This is a genomic window from Alkaliphilus metalliredigens QYMF (genome assembly GCF_000016985.1).
Taxonomy (GTDB): domain Bacteria; phylum Bacillota; class Clostridia; order Peptostreptococcales; family Natronincolaceae; genus Alkaliphilus_A; species Alkaliphilus_A metalliredigens.
In genome coordinates this window covers 4,591,193-4,618,123 of sequence record NC_009633.1, presented here as the reverse complement: position 1 = coordinate 4,618,123, position 26,931 = coordinate 4,591,193, and the positions used below count along the sequence as shown (strand labels likewise).

29 protein-coding genes and 2 other annotated features are annotated in these 26,931 nt (G+C 38.9%); of the genes, 28 read left to right on the top strand and 1 reads right to left on the bottom strand.

From position 1 onward, the window contains the following. Positions 1-34: 34 nt before the first annotated feature. The 6 genes from fusA (at position 35) to disA (ending at position 9,337) form a co-directional block, all read left to right on the top strand. Positions 35-2,104 (top strand): elongation factor G, encoded by a 2,070-nt coding sequence (gene fusA / locus AMET_RS22555; RefSeq protein WP_012065478.1) that lies wholly within the window; start codon positions 35-37, stop codon positions 2,102-2,104. 277 nt (positions 2,105-2,381) lie between these two features. Then, positions 2,382-2,891, top strand: a complete 510-nt coding sequence (locus AMET_RS22550) for a UvrB/UvrC motif-containing protein (protein ID WP_012065477.1) — start codon at positions 2,382-2,384, stop codon at positions 2,889-2,891. 11 nt (positions 2,892-2,902) lie between these two features. Continuing rightward, positions 2,903-3,928 carry a protein arginine kinase gene (locus AMET_RS22545; protein ID WP_012065476.1) on the top strand — a complete coding sequence of 342 codons (1,026 nt, stop codon included), beginning with the start codon at positions 2,903-2,905 and terminating at the stop codon, positions 3,926-3,928. A 12-nt stretch (positions 3,929-3,940) separates the two neighbouring features. Next, positions 3,941-6,379 carry an ATP-dependent Clp protease ATP-binding subunit gene (locus AMET_RS22540; RefSeq protein ID WP_012065475.1) on the top strand — a complete coding sequence of 813 codons (2,439 nt, stop codon included), beginning with the start codon at positions 3,941-3,943 and terminating at the stop codon, positions 6,377-6,379. Between the two features lie 348 nt (positions 6,380-6,727). After that, positions 6,728-8,095, top strand: coding sequence for a DNA repair protein RadA (gene radA / locus AMET_RS22535; RefSeq protein ID WP_012065474.1), 1,368 nt, complete (start codon positions 6,728-6,730; stop codon positions 8,093-8,095). Between the two features lie 165 nt (positions 8,096-8,260). Then, positions 8,261-9,337 carry a DNA integrity scanning diadenylate cyclase DisA gene (gene disA / locus AMET_RS22530; RefSeq protein ID WP_012065473.1) on the top strand — a complete coding sequence of 359 codons (1,077 nt, stop codon included), beginning with the start codon at positions 8,261-8,263 and terminating at the stop codon, positions 9,335-9,337. 58 nt (positions 9,338-9,395) lie between these two features. Here disA and AMET_RS22525 read toward each other — a convergent pair whose 3' ends face one another. Further along, the gene (locus AMET_RS22525) at positions 9,396-9,791 is read right to left on the bottom strand and encodes a hypothetical protein (protein ID WP_012065472.1); all 396 of its coding nucleotides are present in this window, start codon (positions 9,789-9,791) and stop codon (positions 9,396-9,398) included. A 285-nt stretch (positions 9,792-10,076) separates the two neighbouring features. Between AMET_RS22525 and AMET_RS22520 the strand changes: the two genes are divergently transcribed. The 22 genes from AMET_RS22520 (at position 10,077) to rplL (ending at position 26,758) form a co-directional block, all read left to right on the top strand. Further along, on the top strand, positions 10,077-10,559 hold the full coding sequence (locus tag AMET_RS22520; RefSeq protein WP_330368637.1) for a CarD family transcriptional regulator: 483 nt from the start codon (positions 10,077-10,079) through the stop codon (positions 10,557-10,559). 122 nt (positions 10,560-10,681) lie between these two features. Then, on the top strand, positions 10,682-11,785 hold the full coding sequence (locus tag AMET_RS22515) for a PIN/TRAM domain-containing protein (protein ID WP_012065470.1): 1,104 nt from the start codon (positions 10,682-10,684) through the stop codon (positions 11,783-11,785). A 121-nt stretch (positions 11,786-11,906) separates the two neighbouring features. Next, entirely contained in the window at positions 11,907-12,632 is a 726-nt protein-coding gene (ispD, locus tag AMET_RS22510; RefSeq protein WP_012065469.1) for a 2-C-methyl-D-erythritol 4-phosphate cytidylyltransferase, read from the top strand. Then, complete coding sequence (gene ispF / locus AMET_RS22505) at positions 12,617-13,096, top strand: 2-C-methyl-D-erythritol 2,4-cyclodiphosphate synthase (RefSeq protein ID WP_012065468.1); 480 nt, start codon at positions 12,617-12,619, stop codon at positions 13,094-13,096. Before ispD ends, ispF begins: the two co-directional genes overlap by 16 nt. A 53-nt stretch (positions 13,097-13,149) precedes the next feature. Continuing rightward, positions 13,150-14,019 carry a DUF1002 domain-containing protein gene (locus tag AMET_RS22500; RefSeq protein WP_041721238.1) on the top strand — a complete coding sequence of 290 codons (870 nt, stop codon included), beginning with the start codon at positions 13,150-13,152 and terminating at the stop codon, positions 14,017-14,019. Positions 14,020-14,108: 89 nt separating this feature from the next. Further along, positions 14,109-15,590, top strand: coding sequence for a glutamate--tRNA ligase (gltX, locus tag AMET_RS22495; protein ID WP_012065466.1), 1,482 nt, complete (start codon positions 14,109-14,111; stop codon positions 15,588-15,590). Positions 15,591-15,616: 26 nt separating this feature from the next. Further along, positions 15,617-15,833, top strand: a binding site (T-box leader). Between the two features lie 54 nt (positions 15,834-15,887). After that, the gene (cysE, locus tag AMET_RS22490; protein WP_041721237.1) at positions 15,888-16,571 is read left to right on the top strand and encodes a serine O-acetyltransferase; all 684 of its coding nucleotides are present in this window, start codon (positions 15,888-15,890) and stop codon (positions 16,569-16,571) included. Continuing rightward, positions 16,558-17,952, top strand: a complete 1,395-nt coding sequence (gene cysS / locus AMET_RS22485) for a cysteine--tRNA ligase (RefSeq protein WP_012065464.1) — start codon at positions 16,558-16,560, stop codon at positions 17,950-17,952. The genes cysE and cysS overlap by 14 nt, the downstream gene beginning before the upstream one ends. 141 nt (positions 17,953-18,093) lie before the next feature. After that, positions 18,094-18,522: a Mini-ribonuclease 3 gene (locus tag AMET_RS22480; RefSeq protein ID WP_012065463.1), complete on the top strand. Its 429-nt coding sequence runs from the start codon at positions 18,094-18,096 to the stop codon at positions 18,520-18,522. Positions 18,523-18,533: 11 nt separating this feature from the next. Further along, positions 18,534-18,905: a hypothetical protein gene (locus AMET_RS22475; protein ID WP_012065462.1), complete on the top strand. Its 372-nt coding sequence runs from the start codon at positions 18,534-18,536 to the stop codon at positions 18,903-18,905. Then, entirely contained in the window at positions 18,902-19,675 is a 774-nt protein-coding gene (gene thyX, locus AMET_RS22470; protein WP_012065461.1) for an FAD-dependent thymidylate synthase, read from the top strand. The genes AMET_RS22475 and thyX overlap by 4 nt, the downstream gene beginning before the upstream one ends. Positions 19,676-19,707: 32 nt before the next feature. Next, positions 19,708-20,454, top strand: a complete 747-nt coding sequence (gene rlmB, locus AMET_RS22465) for a 23S rRNA (guanosine(2251)-2'-O)-methyltransferase RlmB (RefSeq protein WP_012065460.1) — start codon at positions 19,708-19,710, stop codon at positions 20,452-20,454. 15 nt (positions 20,455-20,469) lie between these two features. Next, the gene (locus tag AMET_RS22460; RefSeq protein ID WP_012065459.1) at positions 20,470-20,979 is read left to right on the top strand and encodes an NYN domain-containing protein; all 510 of its coding nucleotides are present in this window, start codon (positions 20,470-20,472) and stop codon (positions 20,977-20,979) included. A gap of 83 nt (positions 20,980-21,062) precedes the next feature. After that, entirely contained in the window at positions 21,063-21,704 is a 642-nt protein-coding gene (gene sigH, locus AMET_RS22455; protein ID WP_012065458.1) for an RNA polymerase sporulation sigma factor SigH, read from the top strand. 229 nt (positions 21,705-21,933) lie between these two features. After that, positions 21,934-23,127 (top strand): elongation factor Tu, encoded by a 1,194-nt coding sequence (gene tuf / locus AMET_RS22450; RefSeq protein ID WP_041721235.1) that lies wholly within the window; start codon positions 21,934-21,936, stop codon positions 23,125-23,127. 204 nt (positions 23,128-23,331) lie between these two features. Continuing rightward, positions 23,332-23,481, top strand: a complete 150-nt coding sequence (gene rpmG, locus AMET_RS25300; RefSeq protein ID WP_012065456.1) for a 50S ribosomal protein L33 — start codon at positions 23,332-23,334, stop codon at positions 23,479-23,481. Positions 23,482-23,516: 35 nt separating this feature from the next. After that, positions 23,517-23,732 (top strand): preprotein translocase subunit SecE, encoded by a 216-nt coding sequence (gene secE, locus AMET_RS22445; RefSeq protein ID WP_012065455.1) that lies wholly within the window; start codon positions 23,517-23,519, stop codon positions 23,730-23,732. Between the two features lie 60 nt (positions 23,733-23,792). Next, positions 23,793-24,311 (top strand): transcription termination/antitermination protein NusG, encoded by a 519-nt coding sequence (gene nusG / locus AMET_RS22440; RefSeq protein ID WP_012065454.1) that lies wholly within the window; start codon positions 23,793-23,795, stop codon positions 24,309-24,311. A gap of 84 nt (positions 24,312-24,395) precedes the next feature. Then, complete coding sequence (gene rplK, locus AMET_RS22435; protein ID WP_012065453.1) at positions 24,396-24,821, top strand: 50S ribosomal protein L11; 426 nt, start codon at positions 24,396-24,398, stop codon at positions 24,819-24,821. 71 nt (positions 24,822-24,892) lie between these two features. Beyond that, a complete protein-coding gene (gene rplA, locus AMET_RS22430; RefSeq protein WP_012065452.1) occupies positions 24,893-25,591 on the top strand; it encodes a 50S ribosomal protein L1 in 699 nt (232 codons plus the stop codon). 69 nt (positions 25,592-25,660) lie between these two features. Further along, positions 25,661-25,792: a sequence feature (ribosomal protein L10 leader region), on the top strand. Positions 25,793-25,834: 42 nt separating this feature from the next. Then, entirely contained in the window at positions 25,835-26,335 is a 501-nt protein-coding gene (gene rplJ / locus AMET_RS22425; protein WP_012065451.1) for a 50S ribosomal protein L10, read from the top strand. A 60-nt stretch (positions 26,336-26,395) separates the two neighbouring features. After that, on the top strand, positions 26,396-26,758 hold the full coding sequence (rplL, locus tag AMET_RS22420) for a 50S ribosomal protein L7/L12 (RefSeq protein ID WP_012065450.1): 363 nt from the start codon (positions 26,396-26,398) through the stop codon (positions 26,756-26,758). Positions 26,759-26,931: the final 173 nt, after the last annotated feature.

The window sequence follows — 26,931 nt, the reverse complement described above, 5'->3', positions numbered from 1 at the left end:
ATTCAAACTACTTCTAAACTGAGGGGGAAATGCGATGAAAAGTTATCAAGCCGCCAATATTAGGAACATTGCCTTGTTAGGACATGGTGGGTGTGGAAAGACCACTTTAACAGAGGCGATTGCATATTCAGCAAAACTAACGAATCGAATGGGCAGAGTAGAAGACGGGAATACCATATCTGATTTTGATAAAGAAGAAATTGCAAGAGGGGTTTCAGTTGGAACCACAATTGTACCCATTGAATGGGAAGGATATAAACTTAATTTCTTGGACACTCCTGGATATTTTGACTTTGTAGGTGAAGTACAAAGTGCTATGAAGGTGGCCGGTGGCGCTATTATTGTATTAGATGCCACAAGTGGAATTGAAGTGGGCACAGAAAAATCATGGGAGTATATTTCTGATAGTAAAAAACCAACCTTTATTTTTGTTAATAAAATGGATCGAGAAAATGCCAACTTTGATAAGGTGCTCACTGAACTTAGAGAAAAGTTCGGTAAGAAGATAGCTCCCTTCCAAATTCCATTAGGGGAGCATGAAAACTTTATTGGAAATGTTAATATAGCCAAGCTGGTTGCGAGGGAATACAATGGAAAAGACTGCAAAGAAAGACCTATACCTGAGGAACTCAAGGAGCAAGTCGACGTCTTCAGAGAATTGCTACTTGAGTCCGTAGCGGAAAGTGATGAGGCATTATTAGAAAAATACTTTGCAGGTGAGACATTCACAGAAGAAGAGATTCAAAAAAGCTTGAGAAAAGGCGTCATCAGTGGAGACATCATTCCAGTCTTGTGTGGTTCTACATTGAAAAATATCGGGACCCACACCCTAATGGATATGATAAGAGATTACTCACCTTCGCCATTAGATATGCCTGCAAAGCAAGGGAAAAATCCATATAATGACGAAGTAGTATCAAGAAGCTTAGAAGTAGACCAGCCTTTTTCAGCCCAGGTATATAAAACAGTTGTTGATGCTTATGTAGGTAAAATTTCTTTGATGAAGGTGATTTCAGGGAAGCTAACAGGAGACAGTGAAGTATTAAATGCCAATAAAGAGGAAAAAGAAAAGATAGGACCTTTATTTTTACTGAGAGGGAAAAATCAAATTGATGTTACGGAAGCATGGGCAGGAGATATCGTGGCTGTTGCAAAGCTCCAACATACCAACACAGGAGATACCCTATGTAATATCTCGGATCCGATTTTGTATAGTAATATTGAGTTCGATAAGCCTCAATTATACTTAGCCATTGAACCCAAGGCAAAGGGAGACGAAGAAAAGATTGGTTCTGGGCTCCAGCGATTATCGGAAGAAGATCCATCCTTCACATTTGAAAGAAATGCAGAGACAAGACAAACATTAATTTGTGGTCATGGAGAACTACATATTAAGGTGATTATTAATAAATTGAAAAATAAATTTGGTGTAGATGTAAGATTAATCGATCCTAAGGTGCCTTATCGTGAAACCATTAAAGGGCGTTCTGATGCACAAGGAAAGCATAAAAAGCAATCCGGAGGTCACGGACAATACGGTGATGTGAGAATTCGATTTGAACCTGCTGCTGGAGAGTTCGAATTTGCTGAGGAGGTTGTTGGGGGTTCTGTACCAAGATCATATATCCCAGCTGTAGAGAAGGGATTGAGAGATTGTTTAGTGACAGGAGTATTGGCAGGATATCCTGTCACAAATATCAAAGCGACATTATATGATGGCTCTTATCACGATGTAGATTCCTCGGAAATGGCCTTTAAAATTGCAGCATCCCTTGCCTTTAAGAAGGGTGTAGAAGAAGCAAAGCCAGTGCTGCTAGAGCCTGTAGTAAAGGTGAATGTATTTGTACCAGAGGAATACATGGGAGATATCATGGGAGATCTCAACAAACGAAGAGGTAGAATTTTAGGGATGGAGCCACAGCCTAAGGGAGCTCAACTAGTTATTGCAGAAGTTCCTCAATCAGAGATGTTTAAATATGCCACTGACTTACGGTCTATGACACAGGCTAGAGGATCCTTCCAAATGGAGTTCTCAAGATATGAAGAAGTACCACAAAGCATCGCAGAAAAAGTAGTGGAAGCTGCCCAGGCGGATAGAGAATAAATTAACTTAAGCATGTGCCTTCTGGGGCACATGCTTTTAGATTTTATCCAGGTTGTTTGCCTTTTTTATTTGAATCAAGGAATTAGGGGTAAGTATACTATAAAATGAGACCAAAATACTTGAAAGATACAGCGAGAGGAATTTAATTTTCAAAAACTGTTTATTTTAAGTCGGATTGAGGAATTATTGTAATAAGCCAGGTTTGATTATAATCGCATAAATATTTATAATAAAGTCAGGATATCATTATTATTTAAGGGGAGAAGGTGGAACACCTATGATTTGTCAACGCTGTCAAGCTAAAAATGCAACTATTCATATGAGAAAGATGACTAATGGAAAAAAAGAAGAAGTTTATTTATGCCAACAGTGTGCACAAAATAATGAAGCCTTAAACGTAGAGCATCCTTTTTCAATTCATAACTTTTTAGGTGGACTATTGGACACGGGTTTAGACTCACAATTTCAAGTGAAGTATGTTGAGAATATACGCTGTGAGCAATGTGGTAATACATATCATCACTTTAAAGAAAACGGACGTTTAGGGTGTGATCATTGTTATGAAGAATTTAATGAGCAGCTTATTCCATTGCTAAAAAAAATACATGGAAATATTCACCACGTGGGAAAGGTACCTAAAAGGGCCGGTGGAGTCATTCGTCTTAAAAAACAATTAAGACAACTGAAGGGGCAACTCAGGGAAGCAATAGAAACTGAGGCATTCGAAAGTGCAGCTGAAATAAGAGATCAAATACGGGGTGTAGAAGAGCAAATCCAAGGGAGCTAGGAGGGGTTAAGATGACAAAGTGGATAAAGGATACGGGTCCAGAGTCGGATATTGTTGTCAGTAGTAGGATTAGAATTGCTCGAAATATTAAAGGCATTCCCTTTCCTCATCGTTTATCAGAAGATGGTGCTGATAGTGTAAACCAGCAAGTGTATAAAGCTCTAATGGAAGGAGACCATACTTTAAAGAATCAATTGATGTTGTTGAAAATGAACGATATGGATCAAGTAGAAAGATTGAATTATGTAGAAAAGCATTTAATTAGTCCTCATTTAGCCCGAAGCTTTCAAGGGGGAAGTGTTTTTATCAATCAGGAGGAAACCATTAGCATTATGATGAATGAAGAGGATCATATTCGAATTCAGTGCCTATTGCCAGGGTTACAATTAGAAACTCTTTGGGAGCTAGGAGATGAAATTGATAATTTATTAGAGGAAAAAATTGAATTTGCTTTTAATGAAGACTTAGGATATTTGACCTCTTGTCCTACAAATTTAGGAACGGGAATTCGAGCTTCGGTTATGATGCATTTACCAGCACTAACATTATCTAGATCTATCCAAAGGGTATTACAGGCTGCAAGTCAAATTGGTTTAGCAATTCGAGGAATTTATGGAGAGGGAAGTGAATTTGCAGGTAATCTATACCAGATTTCTAATCAGGTTACATTGGGAAGAACGGAAGAGGAAATAGTTCAACACCTAAAGGATGTCGTCATGCAAATTATTCACAAAGAACGTATGACAAGAGAGAATCTTTTATCAGGTAACAAAGTAGCAGTAGAGGATAGGGTGTTTCGATCTTTGGGAATTATGAAAAATGCTCGAATTTTATCTTCAAGTGAAGCAATGCAATTGATTTCAGACGTAAAGCTAGGCATTAATTTGAAATTAGTAGAGGATATTAAACTAGAGCAATTGAATCAACTAATGATGATGATTCAACCTGGATATTTACAGAAACACTTTCAGGAGTCCTTAACAGAAGAGGCAAGAGATATTAAACGAGCACAAATAACGAGAGAATCACTAGCTTAGGAGGAATGAGATATGGCTATGTTTGGTAAATTTACGGAAAGAGCACAAAAAGTAATTGTATTATCGCAGCAGGCAGCTCAAGCATTAGGACATAATTATGTAGGAACCGAGCACTTGCTTTTAGGACTGATAGATGAAGGGGAAGGTGTTGCCTTTCAGGCATTGAAAAATTTGGGGGTAGCAAGCGATCAGTTAAAGAAAAAAGTTGTTTCCTATGTGGGAACCGGAGAAAATAGTGGAGAACTGTTAGGATTTACACCAAGAACAAAACGTGTTTTTGAATTGAGTTTTGCTGAAACCCGAAGCTTAAATCAAAGCTATATTGGAACCGAACACTTATTATTAGGTTTGATTCGAGAGGGAGAAGGGATAGCGGCAAAAGTATTGATTGAATTAGGAGTTGATCTAAAAAAAGCCCGAGAGGAAGTCATAAAAATTATTAATAGTGCTGGAAGTCACCCGAACACGGCTAAACCAAAGACTAGTCCCAAGGGAAATACACCAGCACTGGATCAATATGGCAGAGACTTAAACGAAATGAGCCGTGAAGGAAAATTAGACCCAATCATCGGAAGAAGAATAGAAATTGACAGAGTGATTCAAGTATTAAGTCGTAGAACAAAAAACAATCCGTGTCTCATTGGGGAGCCAGGGGTAGGAAAAACAGCTATTGCAGAGGGATTGGCACAGAAAATTGAAGAAGGCAATGTACCTGAAATGCTAACGGGGAAAAGAGTGGTTAACTTAGATGTGGCTTCGATGATTGCGGGGACTAAATACCGAGGAGAATTCGAAGAACGAATGAAAAAAATCATGACAGAATTAAGGGATTCAACTGATGTCATCCTCTTTATTGACGAAATTCATACCATTATAGGAGCAGGTGCAGCGGAAGGTGCCATGGATGCTGCTAATATATTGAAACCAGCCTTAGCAAGAGGAGAATTGCAAGTGATTGGAGCCACTACATTAGATGAATTTAGAAAGCACTTTGAAAAGGATGCAGCTTTAGAGAGGAGATTTCAACCGATTACTGTAGAAGAGCCTACGGTCGAAGATACAATCAAAATTTTAGCGGGACTAAGGGACCGCTATGAAGCTCATCACAGAGTTAAGATTACAGATGAAGCATTAGAAGCTGCAGCGGAACTGTCGGATAGATATATTATGGATCGTTATTTACCTGATAAAGCCATTGATTTAATTGATGAAGCTGCTTCTAAGATTAGAATTGAAACTGTCACAGCACCACCTAATTTGAGGACCCTAGAAGATAACATTGAAAAATTAGCCAAAGAGAAGGAAGAAGCAATTAGCATACAGGACTTTGAAAGGGCGGCAAAAATTAGAGATGAAGAAAAGAAATCCAGGGAAGATCTAGATTCAGCTCAAAGAAAATGGAAAAGTTCTAAGGAAAACCGCAATGGAATTGTTGGAGCAGAGGAAATTGCGCAAATTGTTTCAAGCTGGACCGGCGTTCCTGTAATGAAGTTACAGGAAGAGGAATCTCAAAGACTGTTGAAACTAGAGGAAGCATTACACCACCGAGTCATTGGACAGGAGCCTGCTGTCAAATCCATATCCCAGGCCATACGAAGGGCTAGAGTTGGATTAAAGGATCCCAAGAGGCCAATCGGTTCCTTTATTTTCTTAGGACCTACAGGAGTGGGAAAAACAGAGCTTTCAAGGGCATTAGCAGAAGTGATGTTTGGCGATGAAGATGCAATGATACGCATTGACATGTCTGAATATATGGAAAAACATACGGTTTCTCGATTAATAGGTTCGCCACCAGGATATGTTGGGTTTAATGAAGGTGGGCAATTAACAGAGAAAGTACGTAGAAAGCCTTATTCTGTTGTGCTGTTTGATGAAATAGAAAAGGCTCACCCTGATGTTTTTAATGTATTACTTCAAATTCTAGATGATGGTCGCTTGACTGATGCCCAGGGAAGAATGATAAACTTTAAAAACACAGTCATCATCATGACCTCCAATGTAGGTGCACACACCATAAAGAAACAGAGGATATTAGGTTTCTCTGCAACGGTTGAAGACCAGGCGAAAAATGAGTATGAAAAGATGAAAGAGAATGTAATGGATGAATTAAGGAAAACATTTAGACCGGAATTCTTAAATAGAATTGATGATAGCATTGTATTCCATGGCCTAGAGCGGGAGCATATCCATCAAATCGTGGATCTCATGATAGGGGATTTAAAAAAGAGATTAAAGGCATTGAATATCAATATTGAAGTGACTGAAGCCACTAAGAATCATATTGTTGATCAGGGATTTGATCCTCAATATGGAGCGCGACCACTGAAAAGAGCGATTCAAAAAATTGTAGAAGATCCGCTGTCAGAAGAATTGCTACAGGGAACGATTCGAAATGGCCAAACCGTCAATGTAGATTATCAAGGAGAAAAACTATTGATAAACGCTTTGTAGTATGTAATAGAAAATAACCATAGGAACTGTCTTGAATAGCCCCTGTCATGTATCATAGGGGCTATTGACATCCCAAATGACTTTTTTTATGTATAGGAAACTATGGTCTTTAATTTCCTATACATTGGGGAGTACAGAGGGGATTCCCCTCTATCGTATTAAGGAGGGTGCTCAGGCTGCATTGCAGCCGTCGAAGGGAACCTAGGGTTCCCCTATAAGCAGGCAACCAATTTAGCTGGTTAAATTGTGTTGTTCGCTTAGTTGTTTCACCCAGCGAAGAATAAATATCGACAAAGTCGATTTTGTTCTGCTACAATGGATTAAGTAAATAGAAAAGCAGGTGATGAAGTGGCTAAAATTAAAAGCAAGTTTTTATGTCAGTCCTGTGGATATGAGACACCTAAATGGTTGGGACGATGTCCAGGGTGCGAACAATGGAACACAATGGAAGAAGAAATAATCCAATCTAAAAAAGAATTCAACCGTTCTCCTGTCATGGTGAGTCGGACAAAACCACAATCAATCCAAATGGTCCAATCAGGAGCCCATAATAGATTTGATACAGGGATTAAGGAATTAAATCGGGTGCTAGGGGGTGGTTTGGTCAAAGGAGCCCTGACATTGATTTCTGGAGAACCAGGAATTGGAAAGTCCACCCTGATTTTACAGGCAAGTAGTGCTGTGGCTGAAAAGCATGGTAGGGTGTTATATGTCTCGGGAGAAGAATCAGAAGAGCAGATTAAAATGAGGGCGGAGCGCCTTAATGCCTTAGCGAAAGACTTATATGTTGTATCTGAAACAAATGTAGATGTCATCGAAAAATACATTGAAGAGTACCAACCTGTATTTGTGATTATCGACTCAATTCAAACTCTATTCAAAGAAGACCTTTCTTCTGCACCGGGTAGTGTTTCACAGGTTAAAGAATGTGCTAACAATCTAATGCGAATTGGAAAATCTCAAAATATACCGATGTTTATTGTGGCCCATGTGACGAAACAAGGGGAGCTAGCAGGACCTAGGGTGTTGGAACATATGGTGGACACTGTTTTACATTTTGAAGGAGAACGCACACAGGAATTTCGTATATTAAGGGCATTGAAGAATCGTTTTGGGACTACTAGTGAAATTGGGGTTTTTGAAATGAAGGAAGAGGGATTAATTCAAGTGGAAAACCCTTCTGCTATTTTTTTAGAAAGTCTAACGCCTCAAGCTGAAGGTGCCATTGTTGTAGCAATCGTAGAAGGGACAAGACCGCTACTGGTAGAGATACAGGCCTTGGTGACACCAGCTAATGCAGGCTTTCCCAGAAGAACCGCAGTGGGGATTGATTTGAATCGGCTGAATCTAATTATTGCTGTATTAGAGAAAAAGGTAGGACTGCCATTGATGAACCAGGATATTTATGTGAGTGTTGTAGGTGGTTTAAAGTTGGAAGGAACTTCGGCGGATTTAGGCATAGCCATGGCTATTTATTCTAGTATGAGAGGGGTTGCCATCTCATCTCGGGATCTGATTGCATTGGGAGAAGTGAGCTTAACTGGAGAAATAAGAGCCATCGGTCATTTGGAAAAGATGGTCAAGGAGGCTGAAAAGTTGGGGTTTGCTTGCGGTGTGATTCCAGGTAGAAGTAGTGCTAAGATTAAAGGGAATACCAGTATGCGAATTGAAGGTGTAAGTACCTTAAAAGAAGCGTTAAATTTAATTATGCCTTGATTTAAGTAGGAAAATAATCACGAATGATCCTGATTTTGAGAAATGTAGCATGATTTAATAGATTAATTAAGATAATAGTGATAAAATAGTTAAATGTAGGAAAAAATAGTTAATAATGTACATTTGCTGATAAACTAGTAATCGTGATTCTAGGAGGGTAGTGAAATGAAGGAAGATATAAATAAGGAAACGCAGTTAATTGAAATCATAAAAATTCTGGCTCCAGGAAGACCCTTGAGAGAAGGATTGGAAAATATTTTAAAGGCTAAAACCGGTGGACTCATCGTTATTGGAGACAGTGAACTGGTAATGGATATGGTAGATGGAGGATTTGCTATCAATGTAGATTTTTCTCCTGCTTATTTATATGAATTAGCGAAAATGGATGGTGCAATTATTATTAGTTATGATGCCAAACACATCCTTTATGCCAACACCCAATTAATGACCAATCCATCTATTCCGTCATCGGAGACAGGGATTCGACACCGTACTGCAGAGCGTGTGGCAAAGGAAACCGGGCAGACAGTCATTTCTATTTCACAAAGACGAAATATTATTAGCTTATACAGAGGGTATACCAAGTATATAGTACAGGATACCAATAAAATCTTGACTAAGGCAAATCAGGCAATTCAAACATTAGAGAAGTATAAGGTTGTACTAGATCAAGCCATGACTAACCTAAGTGCATTGGAGTTCGAAAAATTAGTCACTGTCTATGATGTGGCATTAGTACTACAACGAACTGAAATGGTTATGAAGATTGTGATTGAAATTGAGAAATATATTTGTGAATTGGGAAATGAAGGAAGACTGGTGAGTATGCAGCTGGAGGAGTTAGTGGCAAATGTTAAGGATGATGGCAGGTCTGTGGTGTTGGATTATAATATTAATGAAGGGATGGATGCTAAAGATGTCAACCAGTTGATTAAAGCATTGTCGTCAGAGGAATTACTGGACTTATCTAATATTGCAAAAATCCTAGGCTACGGAGGTGCTGCCAGTGAACTAGATAATGCCATATCTCCTAGGGGATATCGCTTGTTGAGTAAAATCCCAAGGCTACCACGATCTGTTGTGGAAAATTTAGTTAATCAGTTTCCATCTTTTCAAAAGATTTTAAAGGCTTCTATTGAAAAGCTAGATGAGGTAGAGGGAATTGGAGAAATTCGTGCCCGTGCTATTAAAGAAGGATTGAGAAGATTGCAGGAACAGGTGCTATTAGACCGACATATATAATCAGAAGAAACTTAAACGTAAGAAGCCGGAGAGATGACTCTCCAGCTTGGGGTGATGATTATAGTAATCCATATTTACCTAATGTTTTCAGTTGTCCTTGGTGATTTTGCAACACGCCTTCAACGTTAATATTAAAGAGGTTACAGAGGGCACTAACATAAAATAGATTGGTGGCAATCTCTTGCTCAACTTTTTCCCGGCATACATCGCATAGGGCCCCAGATGTGTGATCAGACATATAACCTTTTAGCTCAGAGTAACTTACTTCTTCGAGAATCTCTTGTTTTTTTACGTGAAGTGTAATACAACCACAAGATGTAGCAGACTTTGCCACAGCTCGATTCATTTTAGCATTGCTTTCTTGAAGCTTTGTTAAAATATCTAGAATGCTTCGATGACGAATCAGTACATCATCTACCTGTTCTTGGAAAGTATTGAGTGAGAATGTTTTCATAGGTTCAACTCCTCGGATTTTTTAGTCGCGATGTAATTAATTCCATTATACTTTCATGATGTTTTATTTGTCAACGGGAGAAAAAAGTAAATTTTATTATAAAGACAAGTATTTTCAAATAATTAGATTAATGTATACAAAAAACGAGATATTATAAAAGATAAAAACCATAAATACCAGTTGACAACCAATAATGACTATGATAAAATTATTAATTTATTTGACAACAATATGCTTCTGTTGTATACTGTAAAAGACAGTAATGAGATAAGATTGAGGGGGAGTATGATGTTTAATATCGGGGATAAAATAGTGTATCCAATGCATGGTGCAGGTGTAATAGAAGCAATTGAGGAAAAAGAAATATTAGGTAAGAAAAGAAAGTATTACATTATGAAAATGCCTTTAGGGGATATGCAAGTCATGATTCCATTGGATCATATAGAAGAGGTGGGAATTCGATCCATCATAGGCTTAGCAGAAGTAGAACAAGTTTTTGCTGTTTTAGCTGCCGATACGACTAAAATGCCTCAAAATTGGAACCGAAGGTATCGGGCGAACATGGATTTGATTAAAGGTGGCGATATCTATGCTGTAGCTGAAGTAGTAAGGAACTTACTTCTTCGGGATCGAGAGAAAGGATTGTCAACTGGAGAACGAAAAATGTTAAACAATGCAAAACAGATATTGGTTAGTGAAGTTGTGCTCTCTACAGATAAAGAAGAGCAAGAAGTTCTGGATTGGATTGAAAACGTAGTACAAGAATAAATAAAACTCACCTGGCAAGAGAGGTGTTTTATTAAATTACTCTTAAATTACTCTTAAATTATTGATAAATTCGATTCAAAAAGTAAAAAATTGGTTATAATCATGGAATAGGAGGTGGTTTAATGATTAATCGAATCCTTCGAGGGGTAGTAACAGCCCTTGGAGCTTTGTCGGGGTTGGGGATATTTATTTACATCACTAATGTCATGGGGATTACAAACACATCAGATAACTTTGTGGGATATGCAAGTGGAATCATTATTTCTTCTTTGCTCGGTGGTTTTTTATTATTTATGTTAGCGCCTTGGCTTATCAATAAGGGGAGGAATACTGCTAATTGGATTGAATTGGAACTTGCGAAGATTCCCACGGCTAATGTGATACTAGGATCAATTGGACTTATTGGAGGCTTGATTATTGCCTTCCTGATTGGACAACTATTAAATAACATTCCAATACCACTTATAGGTACAATTCTCTCGACTATTGTGTATATTTTTATGGGGTATTTGGGTGTGACCATTGCCATTAAAAAGATGGATGAACTTCAAAATTTAAATACTTTATTTAAGAAAGTTGGAGTAAGAGACCGAGGGAATAAAAAAGAGTCAAGGGTTTCGCCTAAGGTATTGGATACCAGTGTAATCATCGACGGTAGAATTGCAGATCTTTGTAAAACGGGTTTTGTTGAGGGGCCATTGGTCATTCCTGAATTTGTTTTGGAGGAGTTAAGGCATATTGCTGATTCTTCTGACGCTTTAAAGCGTAACAGAGGCAGACGAGGCTTGGATATCTTAAACAAAATTCAAAAAGAACTGGATATTGAGGTTCAGATCCATGACAAGGATTTTGAAGACATGTCAGAAGTAGACACGAAACTTTTGAAGCTGGCGCAGTTATTGGATGGGAAGGTTGTCACCAATGACTATAACCTAAACAAGGTTGCGGAGTTTCAAGGCGTACCTGTTCTCAATATCAATGAACTGGCAAATGCAGTGAAACCGGTGGTTTTACCGGGAGAAGAAATGTTTGTTCATGTAGTGAAGGATGGAAAAGAATCGGGACAGGGTCTAGCCTATTTAGATGATGGAACGATGATTGTTGTAGAAAGTGGTAAAAAGTATATTGGACAAAATATTGATGTATTAGTTACAAGTGTACTTCAAACCGCTGCTGGAAGAATGATATTTGCAAAGCCTAAGGCTTTAGCTGATCGAACTGCTTAAAAACTAAATAGAGTATATAATAAAAGGGATTGTTTATATAACGATCCCTTTTCTGTGGTTTCAGTGAAAAAAATGATATAATGATGAGGTCAAATAGATTGACTAAAGGGGTGTCGGAACAGTGGCAGTAGCATCTAAAGTAACAGTAATTGTTGTTGCAGCAGGGAAAGGGAAGAGAATGGGTCGAAGCTATAATAAACAGTACATCATGTTGGAGAATAAACCGATCTTATACCATACATTGGCGGTATTTGAAAAGCATAGTGAAATAAATGAAATCATTTTAGTCGTGGCATCGGGAGAAGAGGAATACTGCCAAGGGCAGATTATTAAAAAGTATGGCCTGAAAAAAGTGAGAAAAGTTGTGGCTGGAGGAAGCGAGAGACGAAATTCAGTCAAAAACGGACTGGAGGAATTAGAGGAAGCTTGTGAAGTGGTGCTGGTTCATGATGGAGCAAGACCTTTTATTACAAAAGAAGTGATAACAAAAAGTATAGAGGTAGCCTATGAAGAAGGGGCTGTCATTGTGGCTGTACCAGTTAAAGATACGATTAAAAGAGTAAATGAAAAAATGGAAGTGGTGGAAACTCCTGAAAGACAGCAACTATGGGCAGTGCAGACGCCTCAGGTTTTTAGAAGTGGCATTCTGAAAAGAGCATACAAAGAGGCGGAGGACTTTGAAAGAGTGGGTACAGATGACGCAGTGCTTGTGGAGGCGGCAGGATATACCGTTAAGGTTGTCTTGGGTATTTATGAAAATATCAAGGTAACAACTCCGGAGGATTTAATCATTGGACAAGGGATACTGAACCAAAGAAAGGATGGAGAACAATGCGAGTGGGAATAGGGTATGATGTACATCGATTGGTAGAAGGAAGAAAGCTGATAGTAGGGGGAGTGGAAATTCCTCATGAGAAAGGACTGTTGGGGCACTCTGATGCAGATGTGTTACTTCATGCTATTAAGGATGCCTTGTTGGGTGCAGTAGCTTTGGGAGATATAGGAAAGCATTTCCCGGATACTGATGAAAAGTATAAAGGGGAAAGTAGTCTGTATTTGCTTAATGAGGTAGGACGAATGTTGGCAGAAAAGGCCTATGTTGCCAATAATATTGATGCCACAATTATTGCCCAAGAACCTAAAATGGCACCCTATATAGAATTGATGAGAAGGAATATTGCTGAAGTCCTTGGGATCAAGGTAGAACAAGTAAACATTAAGGCAACCACCACTGAGGGGATCGGTTTTGTTGGAAGAGGTGAAGGGATTGCAGCCCAAGCTATTGTTAGTGTTGGACAAAGTCTGGGGTAAGTATAATTTGTTTCACCAGTGAGATAATAAAGATCACCTAGGAGGTAAGAGCATTGAAAAATAATAAAAGTAGATACATAATCTATGTGACAATTATAATGATATTTTTGGGAGGACAAGTGTGGGGCCAAGGAAATCAAGTCGTTACATTAGGAGCGGATTTAAAAAGTGAAGAAAGAACCCAATTGCTAGATCTGTTTCAGGTAGAGGAAACCTCTGTAAAAATCATTGAAATTACAAATGCTGAAGAGCGTAAGTATTTAGAAGGGATTGCGACTGATAGACAAATTGGAACCCGAGCAATATCCTCCGCCTATGTAGAAAATTTAGGGGAGGGTGAAGGAATTCATGTGGAAACCTATAATATTACATGGGTAACTGAAGAGATGTATGCAAATGCAATGGTCACTGCAGGGGTCACTGATGCAAGGGTGATTGCCGCTGCTCCCTTTGATGTTTCGGGAACGGCTGCTTTAACTGGGATCATAAAGGCATTTGAAGAGGTGACCGGACAGGAAATTAGCGATGAACAAAAACGGATTGCCAATGAAGAAATGGTCACAACAGGCCAGCTAGGAGATAAAATTGGTAGGGAAGAGGCCAGTCGATTGGTTCGAGAGGTGAAGGAAGAGGTTGTTAGACGAGGAACCCAAGATCCCGAAGAAATTAAAAGAATTATCATTGAAATTGCAGGAAACTTAAATATAAACTTAACTGACGAACAAATTGCTCAAATGACTGGCTTAATGGATCGAATAGCGGATTTAAATCTCAATACAGAGGAAATACAAAAACAATTGGTGAAAATGGGCGAACAATTAGGTCGTATTGCAAGAAACACTGAAGAAGTGACCTCTTTGCTGCAACGAATTATAGAGATGATTCGAAGTTTTTTTCAGTCGATTTTAGGTTTCCTTGGATAGAGGACTTTAAACATAAGGCTTTCCTTGAACAAGTCAAGGGAATGGGGTATAATGGGAACAAAATATTGTTAAATATAGGAGGGTTATCAATGGAGTCGGTTAGAGTGAGGTTTGCACCAAGTCCTACAGGGTTTGTACATATAGGGAGTTTGAGAACAGCATTATATAATTATCTATTTGCAAGAAAAAATCAGGGAAAGTATATTTTAAGGGTAGAGGATACAGATCAAAGTCGTTTTGTGGAGGGTGCCATTGAAGGGATGCTTAAATCCATGGATTGGGCTGGAGTTTCTCATAATGAAGGGGTTGTACTGGAAGAAGAGACATTGAAACAACAGGGCCAGTATGGGCCTTATATTCAATCTGAGAGGCTACCGATTTATCAGGAGCATATTACTAAATTACTAGAAGAGGGACATGCCTACCATTGCTTCTGTTCAAAGGAGCGATTGGATGAAGTGAGAGAAAAACAAAAAGCTGCTGGGGAGACGGCTAAATACGATGGACACTGTCGAGAGAACCCTAAAGAAATGGTTCGAGAAAAAATAGAAGCGGGAGAATCTTATGTAATTCGATTGAAGCTCCCAGAAAATAGAGACATTGAGTTTAACGATATTGTAAGAGGTAAGGTGACGATGAATACTGGGGATTTAGATGATCAAGTGCTGATTAAGTCCGATGGATTTCCCACCTATCACTTTGCTGTGGTTGTTGATGACCATTTGATGGAGATTACCCACGTGATTCGTGGGGAAGAATGGCTACCCTCTACGCCAAAGCATGTTTACCTTTATGAGGTAATGGGCTGGCAAGCACCGCAATATGTTCATCTTCCTAACATATTAAACACAGAACGGAAAAAATTAAGTAAGCGACAGGGGGATGTTGCAGTAGGAGACTTTATGAGAAAAGGGTATCTCCCAGAAGCTTTAGTGAATTATATTGCACTGGTTGGTTGGAGCCCTGAGGATAACCAAGAAATATTCTCCATGACTGAGCTGGAGGAGAACTTTTCTTTGGAAAGAGTTTCTAAAAGTGGTGGCGTTTTTGACGTGAATAAGTTAAACTGGATTAACAATCATTATATTAAGGAAAGTACTGCTGATCGAATTGTAGATTTAGCCATCCCGTATCTGATTGAAGCTGGGTATGTTACTGAGGCAGAGGTAGGGAAAAAGTATGACTGGCTAAAGGATTTGGTGGGGGTATTGAAAGAGAGACTGGATTATGTAGCTGATATTGTTAATCATGTGGATATTTTCTTTAAGACAGCCATTGAACCTAAGAGTGATGAAGCGCGAGAAATATTAAAGGAAGCTCATTTACCAGAGCTGCTAGAGGCTTTCTTGGAGAAGGTTGAAGCTGCAGAGGTAATTGATGATGCATTTGGAAAAAAAGCTCTTAAGGAAATTCAGAAGGAAAAAGGGTTTAAGGGACCGAAACTTTTCAAACCAATTCGAGTTGCATTAACGGGAGAAGAGCATGGGCCAGATCTTCCTTTGATTATTAAGGTCTTAGGAAAAGAAAATCTGAAGAGTCGAATTCAATATGTCAAGGAACATTTGATCTAGTCTTGCATAGACTAATTTAATATGATAGAAAAGCGAAGATCAGGAGAAGTAAATCTCGCCCCTTAACAGAGAGAGATCACCAAAGGTTGAGAGTGATTTTAAAGGATAGGGAGATTGAAATGCACCTGGGAGCTGTAGCTCGAAGGAAAAGTAGAGTGAATCGGTGGTCCCGTTATCGACCTCGAGAGGAATGATTAAGTCATTCAATCAGAGTGGAACCGCGGATAAAACTCCGTCTCTGGCCTAGGCCAAGGACGGAGTTTTTGTTATATAGTGAAAAATAAGAGACTGGGAGGTATGGGAATAGTGAAATTTTTTAAGGTGATTCGAGGGGATATTAAAGTTATCTTTGAACGAGATCCAGCGGCTAAGAGCTTTGTGGAGGTGATCCTATGTTATCCAGGATTACATGCAATTTTAATCCACCGAATGTCTCACGGTCTTTATAAACGAGGATGGGTAGTGTTGCCACGTGTTATTTCCAATATTGCCCGTTTTCTGACAGGGATAGAGATTCATCCTGGAGCCAAGCTGGGAAAAGGTGTTTTTATTGATCATGGTACGGGAGTTGTCATTGGGGAGACTACAGAGATTGGTGATAATGTGACCATATACCAAGGGTCTACATTAGGTGGAACTGGAAAAGAGAAGGGAAAGCGCCATCCTACAATAGGCAATAACGTTGTGATCTCTACAGGGGCTAAAGTATTGGGGCCGTTTAAAGTGGGAGACAACTCCAAGATTGGTGCTGGTTCTGTGGTGTTGAGGGAAGTACCTGAAAATTGCACTGTTGTGGGTATTCCAGGACGAGTTGTCATAAGGGATAACAAGAAAATTCTAGCCTTCGATGCAATTGACTTAGAACATGGTAAGCTTCCGGATCCTATTTCAGAGGAGTTAAATTCTTTAAACCAACGAATCAATAAACTTGAACAAATGCTAAAGAAAGTTGAGAGGAGCGACAAAGATGAGGTTGTATAATACACTAACAAGGAAAAAAGAAGTATTTGTACCAATTGAGCAGGGAAAAGTAAGGATGTATGCTTGTGGACCTACGGTGTATAATTATTTTCATATTGGTAATGGGAGGACGTTTATCGTATTTGATGCATTGAGGAAGTATTTGGTTTACAGAGGATATGATGTCACATTCGTGCAAAACTTTACCGACATAGATGATAAAATTATCAAAAAGGCCCAGGAGGAGGCTGTATCAGCTAAGGAGATCAGTGAAAGGTTTATTGTTGAGTACTTTAAAGACGCAGCCACTCTGGGGGTCGATCAAGCAGATATTCATCCCAAGGTAACGGAAAATGTTCCGGAGATTATTGCGTTTATACAGGAATTACTTGAAAAGAATGTAGCCTATGAGGTGAATGGTGATGTGTATTACGATGTATCTCGATTTGAGGATTATGGGAAGCTCTCTAAACAGAACCTAGAGGAACTTCAATCAGGAGCTAGAATTGAAGTAAATGAAGCCAAACGAAATTCACTGGACTTTGTGCTGTGGAAGACAGCGAAGCCTGGGGAACCAAGTTGGGAAAGTCCATGGGGATCGGGACGACCAGGTTGGCACATAGAATGTTCGGCTATGGCTAAGAAATATTTAGGAGAAACCATTGATATTCATGGTGGGGGAGGAGATTTAGTCTTTCCGCATCATGAAAATGAGATTGCCCAAAGTGAAGCTTGTACTGGAAAGACCTTTGCTAATTATTGGATTCATGTGGGGTACTTGAATATAGATAATAAAAAGATGTCTAAATCACTGGATAACTTCTTTACTCCCCGTGAAATTGCTGAAGAGTATGATCTTGAAAGCTTACGTTTTTTCATGCTTTCAGCCCATTATCGGACCCCTGTCAACTTTAGTCGAGAACTTTTAGAGTCGGCCAAAAGTGGATTAGAGAGATTATACAATGCAAAGAATCACTTAGAGCATATACTAGAAAATACCAAGGTAGAGGAAATGAAAGAAACTGAAAAGGAATGGATCGACTCCTTAACGCATTATTCTGAGGAATTTAATCGTGTAATGGATGACGATTTTAACACTGCCGACGGAATCGCTGTTATTTTTGATTTGGTCAGGGATATGAACACTTATATCACTGGTGAAGCATCTAAAGAGGCTGTAAAAGCTGCCTACGGTATGTTGGTAGAGTTGACTGGCGTCTTGGGATTGCTGAGGAAAGAAGAGGAAAGTTTAGATAAGGAAATTGGACGATTAATTGAAGCGCGACAGCAAGCAAGGATAGAGAAAAACTTTACTAAATCAGATGAAATTCGTGACTATTTGAAGGAAAAAGGGATTGTATTGGAAGACACCTCCCAAGGTGTTAAGTGGCGAAAAGAATAGCAACAAAGTTGCGACCCAGAAGGTTGAATACTGGGTCACTTTGCCTGTTCTTTCATGGGAAATTGATAAAAGTATAAAAATAACATATAATAAGATGAGTGATAAAAAAGACAATGGAAAATGCATAGGAGCAGGGTGAATATGGAGGATTTTTTGGAAAAATTACAGGAAAATCAGAGTAAAAAGGTACAGGAAGTAAGAGCGATACCTCCCTTGGTGTTGGCCTATATAGGAGATGCTATTTTCGAAGTGTATGTGAGAAATCATTTGATTACCCAAACAAAGATGCTGGTAGGAGCCTATCATAGGGATGCCATTGGCTATGTAAAGGCGCAATCGCAGGCAACGATTGTTCGAACTTTGGAGGCGGAATTGTCTGAAGAAGAGTGGCGGGTGATTAAGAAGGGACGTAACCAGAAACCGGCAACGGTTCCTAAAAATGCAGACTTAATGGACTACAAATACGCTACGGGATTTGAGGCATTAATCGGTTACTTGTTTTACATGGGAAAAACAGAGCGTTTAATGGAAGTAATGAGTCGCTCTATGGAAATATTGGACAAGCGGTAAGGGGGATTCAAATGGATAGGCGATCAAAGAGTATGTTGATCATTGCTTGCATTTTGATGGTTTTGTTGATTGGTAAATCATTATGGTATGACCCTGCTGGTGTGTTAGAAGGAGAACGAGGAAAGTTTCAATCCTATGCTTCAAGTACAGCACCATTGGAGAACAGTGGATTGCTGGAAAAATTAGGACTTCTACATTATCGTGTACTATTTGTACTACAAGAGTCAGATGAAGGAACCACAGAAATTAGTTATTTCGATAAAGAAATGGATCAACAGGTTGAAGTGGTCCTTGAAGGACAGTATCGGGCTAAGGTTAGAGCATATCTTTTTTATGTTATACCGGTAAAAGAGATGCAGATTAAAGGAGGGACCAAAGGATGAAAACAAACTTAAAGGTAGAATTAATTGGACACACACCAGAACCAGAAAAACTAACTGCTTCGGCGGCAAAGCTGTGCTACTCTAACAGTGATATTCAGAGCTTAAGATCAAACTTGCAGGAAGATAAAGTGAAAGGGTTTATCGATATGCTGGCGGGTCTAGGACATGAATCACCTTTTGAGCATATTAGCTTCACATTTGGCATTGAGGGGGTATCAAGAAGCTTAACGCATCAGCTTGTGAGACATCGTATTGGCTCTAGTTATTCTCAGAAGAGTCAGCGCTATGTGAAGGAGGGAAGCTTTGAGTACGTGATTCCCCCAGAGGTGGAGAGTGATCCACGAGCAGTGGTTCTTTTTATTAAAACAATGGAAGAGATTCAAGGTGCATATGACCGGTTAGCAGAACTATTATTTCAGAAACACTATCAGGGGTTCGTTGATGGGGGGCAATCTCCAGGACAAGCAAAATCAATGGCAGAAAAGAAAGCCATTGAAGATGCAAGGTTTGTCTTGCCCAATGCCTGTGAAACAAAGATCGTTGTTACAATGAATGCCAGGGCTTTATTTAACTTTTTCCATCACCGATGCTGTAATCGGGCCCAGTGGGAAATCAAGGAATTAGCCATTGAGATGCTACGACTGCTAAAAGACGTTGCACCCACGGTCTTTAAGTATTGTGGACCAGGATGTATTCACGGAAAGTGCCCAGAGGGAAGTATGAGCTGTGGTAAAATGAAGGAAGTAAAAGAACGGTTTCAAGGTCTATAAAGGGCGATAAGCTCTATTAATGAGGTGGAAGAATGAAAACAGATAAAATAGAAGGACGCAATCCTGTATTAGAAGCGTTGAAAGCAGGACGTGAAATTGATAAATTGTTAATTGCTAAGGGAGCTGAAGAAGGCTCCATGAAAAAGATTATTGGCATGGCTAAGGATCAGAATATTATTGTTCAATATGTGGAACGCCAAAAATTGGATCAAATATCAGAGTCTCATGCACATCAAGGTGTCATTGCCCAAGTGGCGGCTTATGAGTATAGTGACGTGGAGACGATACTAGAAAATGCACAGAAAAAAGGCAAATCGCCATTTATACTGATATTGGATGAAATTATGGACCCCCATAATCTGGGATCTATTATTCGAACAGCTGATGCAGTTGGGGTAGATGGGATTATTATTCCTAAAAGGAGAGCTGTAGGTTTAACAGCTGTAGTGGCAAAGACTTCGGCAGGTGCCATTGAATACGTTCCTGTGGCAAAGGTATCCAATATTTCTCAAACAATAGATAAACTTAAGGAAAAAGGTGTCTGGGTAGCCGGGGCTGATATGAAAGGGAAACAGCTGCATTTTGAAGCTGATTTCAAGGGAGCCCTTGCCTTGGTCATTGGTGGTGAAGGAAGTGGAATTTCTCGATTGGTCAAGGAAAAATGTGACTTTTTAGTCAAACTTCCCATGGCGGGACAGGTATCTTCTCTAAATGCTTCGGTAGCAGCAGCCGTATTAATGTATGAGGCTTATAGACAACGGATTTCTGCGGAAAAGTAGGATGGAGGAAAGGCTTTGAAGGAATATTTGGTCCTAGACGGGTATAATGTATTGAATGGATGGCCAAAACTGAAGGAATTATGTCAAGGAGATTTGGATGGCGCTAGAAAAGAGCTGCTGGAAATGATGGCTGAGTATGGGTCATTCAAGGGAATCGAAGTGATTGTTGTTTTTGATGCTCATTTAGTGAAGGGGAGCATGCAAAAAAATGAGAAACTTAAAGGTGTTGAAGTTGTTTTTACCAAGGAAAAACAGACGGCAGATTCTTATATAGAAAGGCTGATTACTGAACTTTCTATAAGGAATCGTGTGGTAGTTGCAACCAACGATTGGGCAGAGCAACAAATGGTTTTAGGGGGAGGCGCCACGAGAATTTCTGTTAGGGAATTAGTTTTAGAATTCCAAAATATAAAAGTAAAGATCAAGAAAAAGGGTGAAAAATTATCCCAGGAACGAAATGATATATCTTCGAGGTTAGACGAAACCATTTTAGAAAAACTCGAAAAATTCAGACGGGGGTCGTGAATTCACTTGACTTTACATAATATATTAAGGTATAATATTGTCATGATTTTGGGCATATTACTAAATCTGCGGAGGCGATGTGTGTGGGTGTTGGGGCGATAAAAAATGTAACGGGGAACTACGATGTGGTGGATGAAGATATAGTTGAAAGTGCTAAAGATGGTGATTTGGCTGCACTGGAGTTTTTGATAAAAAAATACAAGAACTTCGTTAGAGCCAAGGCCCGATCCTATTTTTTGATAGGAGCTGATCGGGAAGATATTGTACAAGAAGGAATGATTGGACTCTATAAGGCGATTCGAGACTTCAAACCGGACAAACTGTCTTCATTTAGGGCTTTTGCTGAGTTGTGTATTACGAGGCAGATTATTACGGCGATTAAAACGGCTACTAGACAAAAACATATCCCACTTAATTCTTATGTTTCTTTAAATAAGCCCATTTACGATGAAGAGTCTGATCGGACACTTTTGGATGTTATCTCAGGGCAAAAGGTAACGGATCCGGAAGAGCTAATTATTTGTCGAGAAGAGTTAGGGCATATTGAAGGGAAAATCGGAGAAATTTTAAGTGACCTGGAGTGGAAAGTGTTGATGTTGTATCTACAAGGAAGATCTTACCAGGAAATTGCTTGTGATTTAAAACGCCATGTCAAATCTATTGACAATGCCTTACAACGTGTCAAACGCAAATTAGAGCGTTATTTAGAAGCGAGAAATGCATAAAATTAAGTCGTTCCCTTGTTTACGATAATATTGACAAGGGTTATTGAGACGTAGTAAAATGGACAATGGGTAGGATGTATCCTATGATTTAAATCTAAAGTTTAATGACATAATATAATAGATTGTCTTTGAAGGCAAATCCTACATAATAAAAAGGAAAACAGGAGCCCGATTTATGCTAATTGTTTTGGTGATACTTGGGTGAATAACAATGGAGGAGGAAGATAGAATGGGAAAAGCAAAATATGAAAGAAGTAAACCACATGTTAATATTGGAACAATTGGTCACGTAGACCACGGTAAAACAACGTTAACAGCAGCAATCACAATCACAATGCACAACAGATATGGAACAGGTGGAGCGGTAGCCTTCGATATGATCGATAAGGCACCAGAAGAAAGAGAAAGAGGAATCACAATTTCAACAGCTCACGTGGAGTACGAAACAGACAAGAGACATTATGCTCACGTAGACTGCCCAGGACATGCTGATTATGTAAAGAACATGATTACAGGAGCAGCACAAATGGACGGAGCGATTTTAGTTTGTTCAGCAGCGGATGGTCCAATGCCTCAAACAAGAGAGCATATCCTATTATCAAGACAAGTAGGTGTACCATACATCGTCGTATTCCTAAACAAGTGTGACATGGTAGACGACGAAGAATTACTAGAGTTAGTAGAGATGGAAGTAAGAGATCTATTAAACATGTATGAATTCCCAGGAGATGACACACCAGTAATCATGGGGTCAGCATTAAAAGCATTAGAAGATCCAGCAGGTCCATGGGGAGACAAAATTGTTGAATTATTCGATGCAATTGACACATGGATTCCAGAGCCAGTAAGAGATACAGATAAGCCATTCCTAATGCCAGTAGAGGATGTATTCTCAATTACAGGTAGAGGAACAGTAGCAACAGGAAGAATCGAAAGAGGAATTGTAAAAGTACAAGAAGAGATTTCTCTAGTTGGATTATCAGAAGCACCAAGAAAGCTAGTTGTAACAGGAGTAGAGATGTTTAGAAAGCTTCTAGATCAAGGACAAGCTGGAGATAACGTTGGAATCTTATTAAGAGGTATCCAAAGAGATGAAATCGAAAGAGGACAAGTATTGGCGAAGACAGGTTCGATTCAGCCACATACAAAGTTCATGGCTGAAGTATATGTATTGAAAAAAGAAGAGGGTGGAAGACATACGCCATTCTTTGATGGATACAGACCACAGTTTTATTTTAGAACAACAGACGTAACGGGATCAATTAAATTACCAGAAGGAGTAGAAATGGTAATGCCAGGAGATAACATCACAATGGAAATTGAACTGATTAGCCCAATTGCAACAGAAGAAGGATTAAGATTTGCTATCCGAGAGGGTGGAAGAACAGTTGGAGCTGGAGTTGTCGCTTCTATTATCGAATAGTTAAAAACCTAATTAAACCAAGGAGTTATAAATGGGGGCTAGGGTTAACCTAGGCCCTTTTAGATAAAATAAGAAATTTTTATTGACAGTAAAATAAAAATGTGATAAATTTTATTGGGTAATGTACTATAATATGAGCTACTTATGCGTTGTAGTAATAGATTTAATAAGAGAATTAGTAGTGCTCTACGGGAGGTGTAACTGTTGCGAGTCAAGATAACATTAGCGTGTACAGAATGCAAGCAGAGGAATTATAACACAACAAAGAATAAGAAGAACAACCCTGATCGTATGGAAATGCAAAAACATTGCAAATTCTGTAAAAGCCACACACTTCATAAAGAAACAAAATAATTGAGTTTAAACTTTAAAAGGATGTGAGGATCAGAATGACTACTCAAGCTAATGCCAACAATAATGAAAAGGCAAAAGGTTTAGGTAAATTTTTAAGAGGTGTTAGATCCGAGCTTAAAAAAGTGAATTGGCCAAATAGAGCAGAAATAAAAAACCATACAGGTGTTGTGATTATTGCAACATTAATGGCAGTCGTTCTTTTATGGATTTTGGATTCGGTTTTTGGTTTTGGGTTAAACTTACTCATTTAACGAAGAATACGCTTAAAGGGAGGGAGAGTTATTTGTCTTTGAAGACAGGTGCTCCTTAATATGTCCGAACAAGCAAAATGGTATGTCGTCCATACGTACTCTGGCCATGAAAACAAAGTGAAAATTAACATAGAAAAAATGGCGGAAAACAGAGGTATGGAAGATTTGATTCTGGAGGTAGCAGTACCGACGGAAGAGAAAATCGAAATTAAAAATGGCAAGAAAAAAACAAAAGAGGTCAAGCTCTATCCGGGATATGTGTTACTCAAGATGCACGTGACTGATGAGTCATGGTACTTGGTTAGAAATACCCGAGGTGTAACAGGTTTTGTTGGACCAAGCTCTAAACCGATTCCATTAACGGATCGGGAAGTGAAAAATATGGGTGTAGAACAAGTGAGTCATGAAATCGACATTAAAATAGGCGATTCTATACGCGTGGTCTCCGGCCCCTTTGAAAGCTTTATGGGCTCAATAGAGCATATCAACATGGAGAAACAAACCATTAGAGTGCTCATATCAATGTTTGGCAGGGAAACCCCTGTAGAATTAGAATTTCACCAAGTTCAAGCTTTGTAGGATGGATATTTTAAAAGACTTGAGCCAAAAACACTAGGGATAGTGAAACGCATACAGATATAATTTTAAGGAGGTGTAAAAGCAATGGCAAAAAAGGTAGTAGGACAAATTAAATTACAAATCCCTGCAGGGAAAGCGACACCAGCACCACCAGTTGGGCCTGCTTTAGGACAACATGGTGTGAACATCATGGGGTTCTGTAAGGAGTTCAATGCGAAAACTGCAGATCAAGCAGGTATGATTATTCCTGTAATCATTTCTGTTTATCAAGATAGATCATATACTTTCATCACAAAGACACCACCTGCTGCGATCTTAATCAAGAAGGCAGCTGGTATTGACAAGGCGTCAGGTGAGCCGCATACTAAGAAGGTGGCAACAATTTCAAAAGCGAAAGTAAAGGAAATTGCAGAATTAAAAATGCCAGACTTAAATGCGTCTTCGGTTGAATCTGCCATGAGTATGATCGCTGGAACTGCTAGAAGTATGGGCGTTGTTGTTGAAGATTAATTTCAATAGATGATTTAGGAAAAAGTGGGAGGTCCTATAAAGACCGTCACTACCACAAGGAGGTTAGGAAAATGCCAAAAAGAGGTAAGAAGTATCAAGAAGCACTTAAGCAATTTGATAGAGAAAAGTCATATGATCCTAATGAGGCGGTAGTATTAGTTAAAAAAACAGCTACTGCAAAGTTCGATGAAACAATTGAAGCTCATATTAAACTGGGTGTAGATTCAAGACATGCAGATCAACAAGTAAGAGGTGCCATTGTATTACCACATGGAACAGGTAAAACTGCTAAAGTGCTTGTCTTTGCAAAAGGCGAAAAAGTAACTGAGGCTGAAAAAGCCGGAGCAGACTATGTGGGTTCAGACGATCTAGTAGCAAAGATTCAAGGCGAAAACTGGTTTGACTTTGATGTAGTTGTTGCAACGCCAGATATGATGGGTGTTGTAGGACGATTAGGTAGAGTACTTGGACCAAAAGGATTAATGCCAAATCCTAAGTCTGGAACAGTAACATTTGACCTTGAAAGAGCTGTAAAGGAAATAAAAGCTGGTAAAGTAGAATACAGATTGGATAAAACAAACATTATCCATGTGCCAATCGGAAAAGCTTCTTTTGAAGAAGCACAACTGGCTGAAAACTTTAAAACATTGTTAGAAGCAGTTGCAAAGGCGAAACCAGCCGCAGCAAAGGGACAATATTTCAAGAGTGTCAGTGTAACCAGTACGATGGGACCAGGAATTCGTGTTAATCCATCAAAGGTATCAGAATAAAGTTCCATTAGATAAATTAAATTTATCTGTTGACATAGATTTCAGATACTGATACAATGATTAAAGTTGTTAAAAGTGAATATTTTGCCGCAGAAAGTAGGTGCGTTAGCTTAAATATCCTACCGAGGCTTTGGATAAATTTATCAAAGATCTCTTTCTGTGTGACGTTATTTACGCAGAGAGGGATCTTTTTCTGTAACGGCAAAATATCCATATATTCATAAAGAGGAGGTGGACGTCCTAATGTCAAAAGTAATTGAGATGAAAGAAAAAGTTGTGGCTGAAATTACTGAGAAGTTTGAAAAATCTATCGCTGCAGTAGTAGTTGATTATAGAGGACTGAAGGTTGAGGAAGTCACAGAACTTAGAGCAAAGTTTAGAGAAGCTGGCGTTGAATACAAAGTATATAAGAATACCATGATGAGACGAGCAGCTCGAAATGCAGGGATGGAAGAAATGGTGGCGGATTTGGTAGGACCAAATGCTGTTGCTTTCAGTTATGAGGATCCAGTGGCTCCAGCTAGAATCTTAAATGATTTTGCTAAGAACCATAAAGCCCTAGAATTAAAAGTAGGGTTTGTTGAAGGAAGCTTTTATGACGAAGAAAAATTAAAAGAGCTAGCGTCTGTGCCGTCAAGAGAAGTGTTAATTGCTAAACTTCTTAGCAGCTTTAATGCCCCAATGGCAAACTTCGCTTGCTTAATCAAAGCGATTGCAGACAAGAAGACAGAGCAAGAGGCATAAGAATAACAAAATATCAAAATAACAAAAATAAAACAAAAAATAATCGGAGGTGCTTTTAAAATGACAATCGAGCAAATTTTAGAAACGATTGAAAATATGAAGGTGTTAGAATTAAACGAGTTAGTGAAAGCTGCAGAAGAAAAGTTTGGTGTATCTGCATCAGCGGCAGTGGTAGTTGGAGCAGCTGCAGGTGGAGCTGTTGAAGAAGAACAAACCGAATTTGATGTAATCCTTGATAACGCAGGATCTTCAAAAATCAATGTAATCAAAGCTGTAAGAGAAATCACAGGATTAGGATTGAAAGAAGCTAAAGGAGTTGTTGATGAGGCTCCTAAGGCAATTAAAGAAGCCATATCTAAAGAAGATGCTGAAGCAATTAAAGCTAAACTAGAAGAAGCAGGCGCTTCTGTAACACTTAAATAATTGATTGAATAAGCAAAAAAAGGCACTCCAGGAAACTGGAGTACCTTTTTATGTGTTTTTTGAAAAAACATTTTGATTCTTATTATACAATAAAAGTATTATACAATAAAAGAACTAAAATGACCAGTACAAAAATGAAATATAGTAATTCATAGGAGAAATAGAAAACCAAA

Excerpts from the sequence above, each read along its gene's own strand:
- fusA (WP_012065478.1), top strand. The coding sequence starts at position 35 with ATGAAAAGTTATCAAGCCGCCAATATTAGGAACATTGCCTTGTTAGGA.
- AMET_RS22550 (WP_012065477.1), top strand. The coding sequence starts at position 2,382 with ATGATTTGTCAACGCTGTCAAGCTAAAAATGCAACTATTCATATGAGA.
- AMET_RS22545 (WP_012065476.1), top strand. The coding sequence starts at position 2,903 with ATGACAAAGTGGATAAAGGATACGGGTCCAGAGTCGGATATTGTTGTC.
- AMET_RS22540 (WP_012065475.1), top strand. The coding sequence starts at position 3,941 with ATGGCTATGTTTGGTAAATTTACGGAAAGAGCACAAAAAGTAATTGTA.
- disA (WP_012065473.1), top strand. The coding sequence starts at position 8,261 with ATGAAGGAAGATATAAATAAGGAAACGCAGTTAATTGAAATCATAAAA.
- AMET_RS22525 (WP_012065472.1), bottom strand. The coding sequence starts at position 9,791 with ATGAAAACATTCTCACTCAATACTTTCCAAGAACAGGTAGATGATGTA.
- AMET_RS22520 (WP_330368637.1), top strand. The coding sequence starts at position 10,077 with ATGATGTTTAATATCGGGGATAAAATAGTGTATCCAATGCATGGTGCA.
- AMET_RS22515 (WP_012065470.1), top strand. The coding sequence starts at position 10,682 with ATGATTAATCGAATCCTTCGAGGGGTAGTAACAGCCCTTGGAGCTTTG.
- ispF (WP_012065468.1), top strand. The coding sequence starts at position 12,617 with ATGCGAGTGGGAATAGGGTATGATGTACATCGATTGGTAGAAGGAAGA.
- gltX (WP_012065466.1), top strand. The coding sequence starts at position 14,109 with ATGGAGTCGGTTAGAGTGAGGTTTGCACCAAGTCCTACAGGGTTTGTA.
- cysE (WP_041721237.1), top strand. The coding sequence starts at position 15,888 with ATGGGAATAGTGAAATTTTTTAAGGTGATTCGAGGGGATATTAAAGTT.
- cysS (WP_012065464.1), top strand. The coding sequence starts at position 16,558 with ATGAGGTTGTATAATACACTAACAAGGAAAAAAGAAGTATTTGTACCA.
- AMET_RS22480 (WP_012065463.1), top strand. The coding sequence starts at position 18,094 with ATGGAGGATTTTTTGGAAAAATTACAGGAAAATCAGAGTAAAAAGGTA.
- AMET_RS22475 (WP_012065462.1), top strand. The coding sequence starts at position 18,534 with ATGGATAGGCGATCAAAGAGTATGTTGATCATTGCTTGCATTTTGATG.
- thyX (WP_012065461.1), top strand. The coding sequence starts at position 18,902 with ATGAAAACAAACTTAAAGGTAGAATTAATTGGACACACACCAGAACCA.
- rlmB (WP_012065460.1), top strand. The coding sequence starts at position 19,708 with ATGAAAACAGATAAAATAGAAGGACGCAATCCTGTATTAGAAGCGTTG.
- tuf (WP_041721235.1), top strand. The coding sequence starts at position 21,934 with ATGGGAAAAGCAAAATATGAAAGAAGTAAACCACATGTTAATATTGGA.
- secE (WP_012065455.1), top strand. The coding sequence starts at position 23,517 with ATGACTACTCAAGCTAATGCCAACAATAATGAAAAGGCAAAAGGTTTA.
- nusG (WP_012065454.1), top strand. The coding sequence starts at position 23,793 with ATGTCCGAACAAGCAAAATGGTATGTCGTCCATACGTACTCTGGCCAT.
- rplK (WP_012065453.1), top strand. The coding sequence starts at position 24,396 with ATGGCAAAAAAGGTAGTAGGACAAATTAAATTACAAATCCCTGCAGGG.
- rplA (WP_012065452.1), top strand. The coding sequence starts at position 24,893 with ATGCCAAAAAGAGGTAAGAAGTATCAAGAAGCACTTAAGCAATTTGAT.
- rplJ (WP_012065451.1), top strand. The coding sequence starts at position 25,835 with ATGTCAAAAGTAATTGAGATGAAAGAAAAAGTTGTGGCTGAAATTACT.
- rplL (WP_012065450.1), top strand. The coding sequence starts at position 26,396 with ATGACAATCGAGCAAATTTTAGAAACGATTGAAAATATGAAGGTGTTA.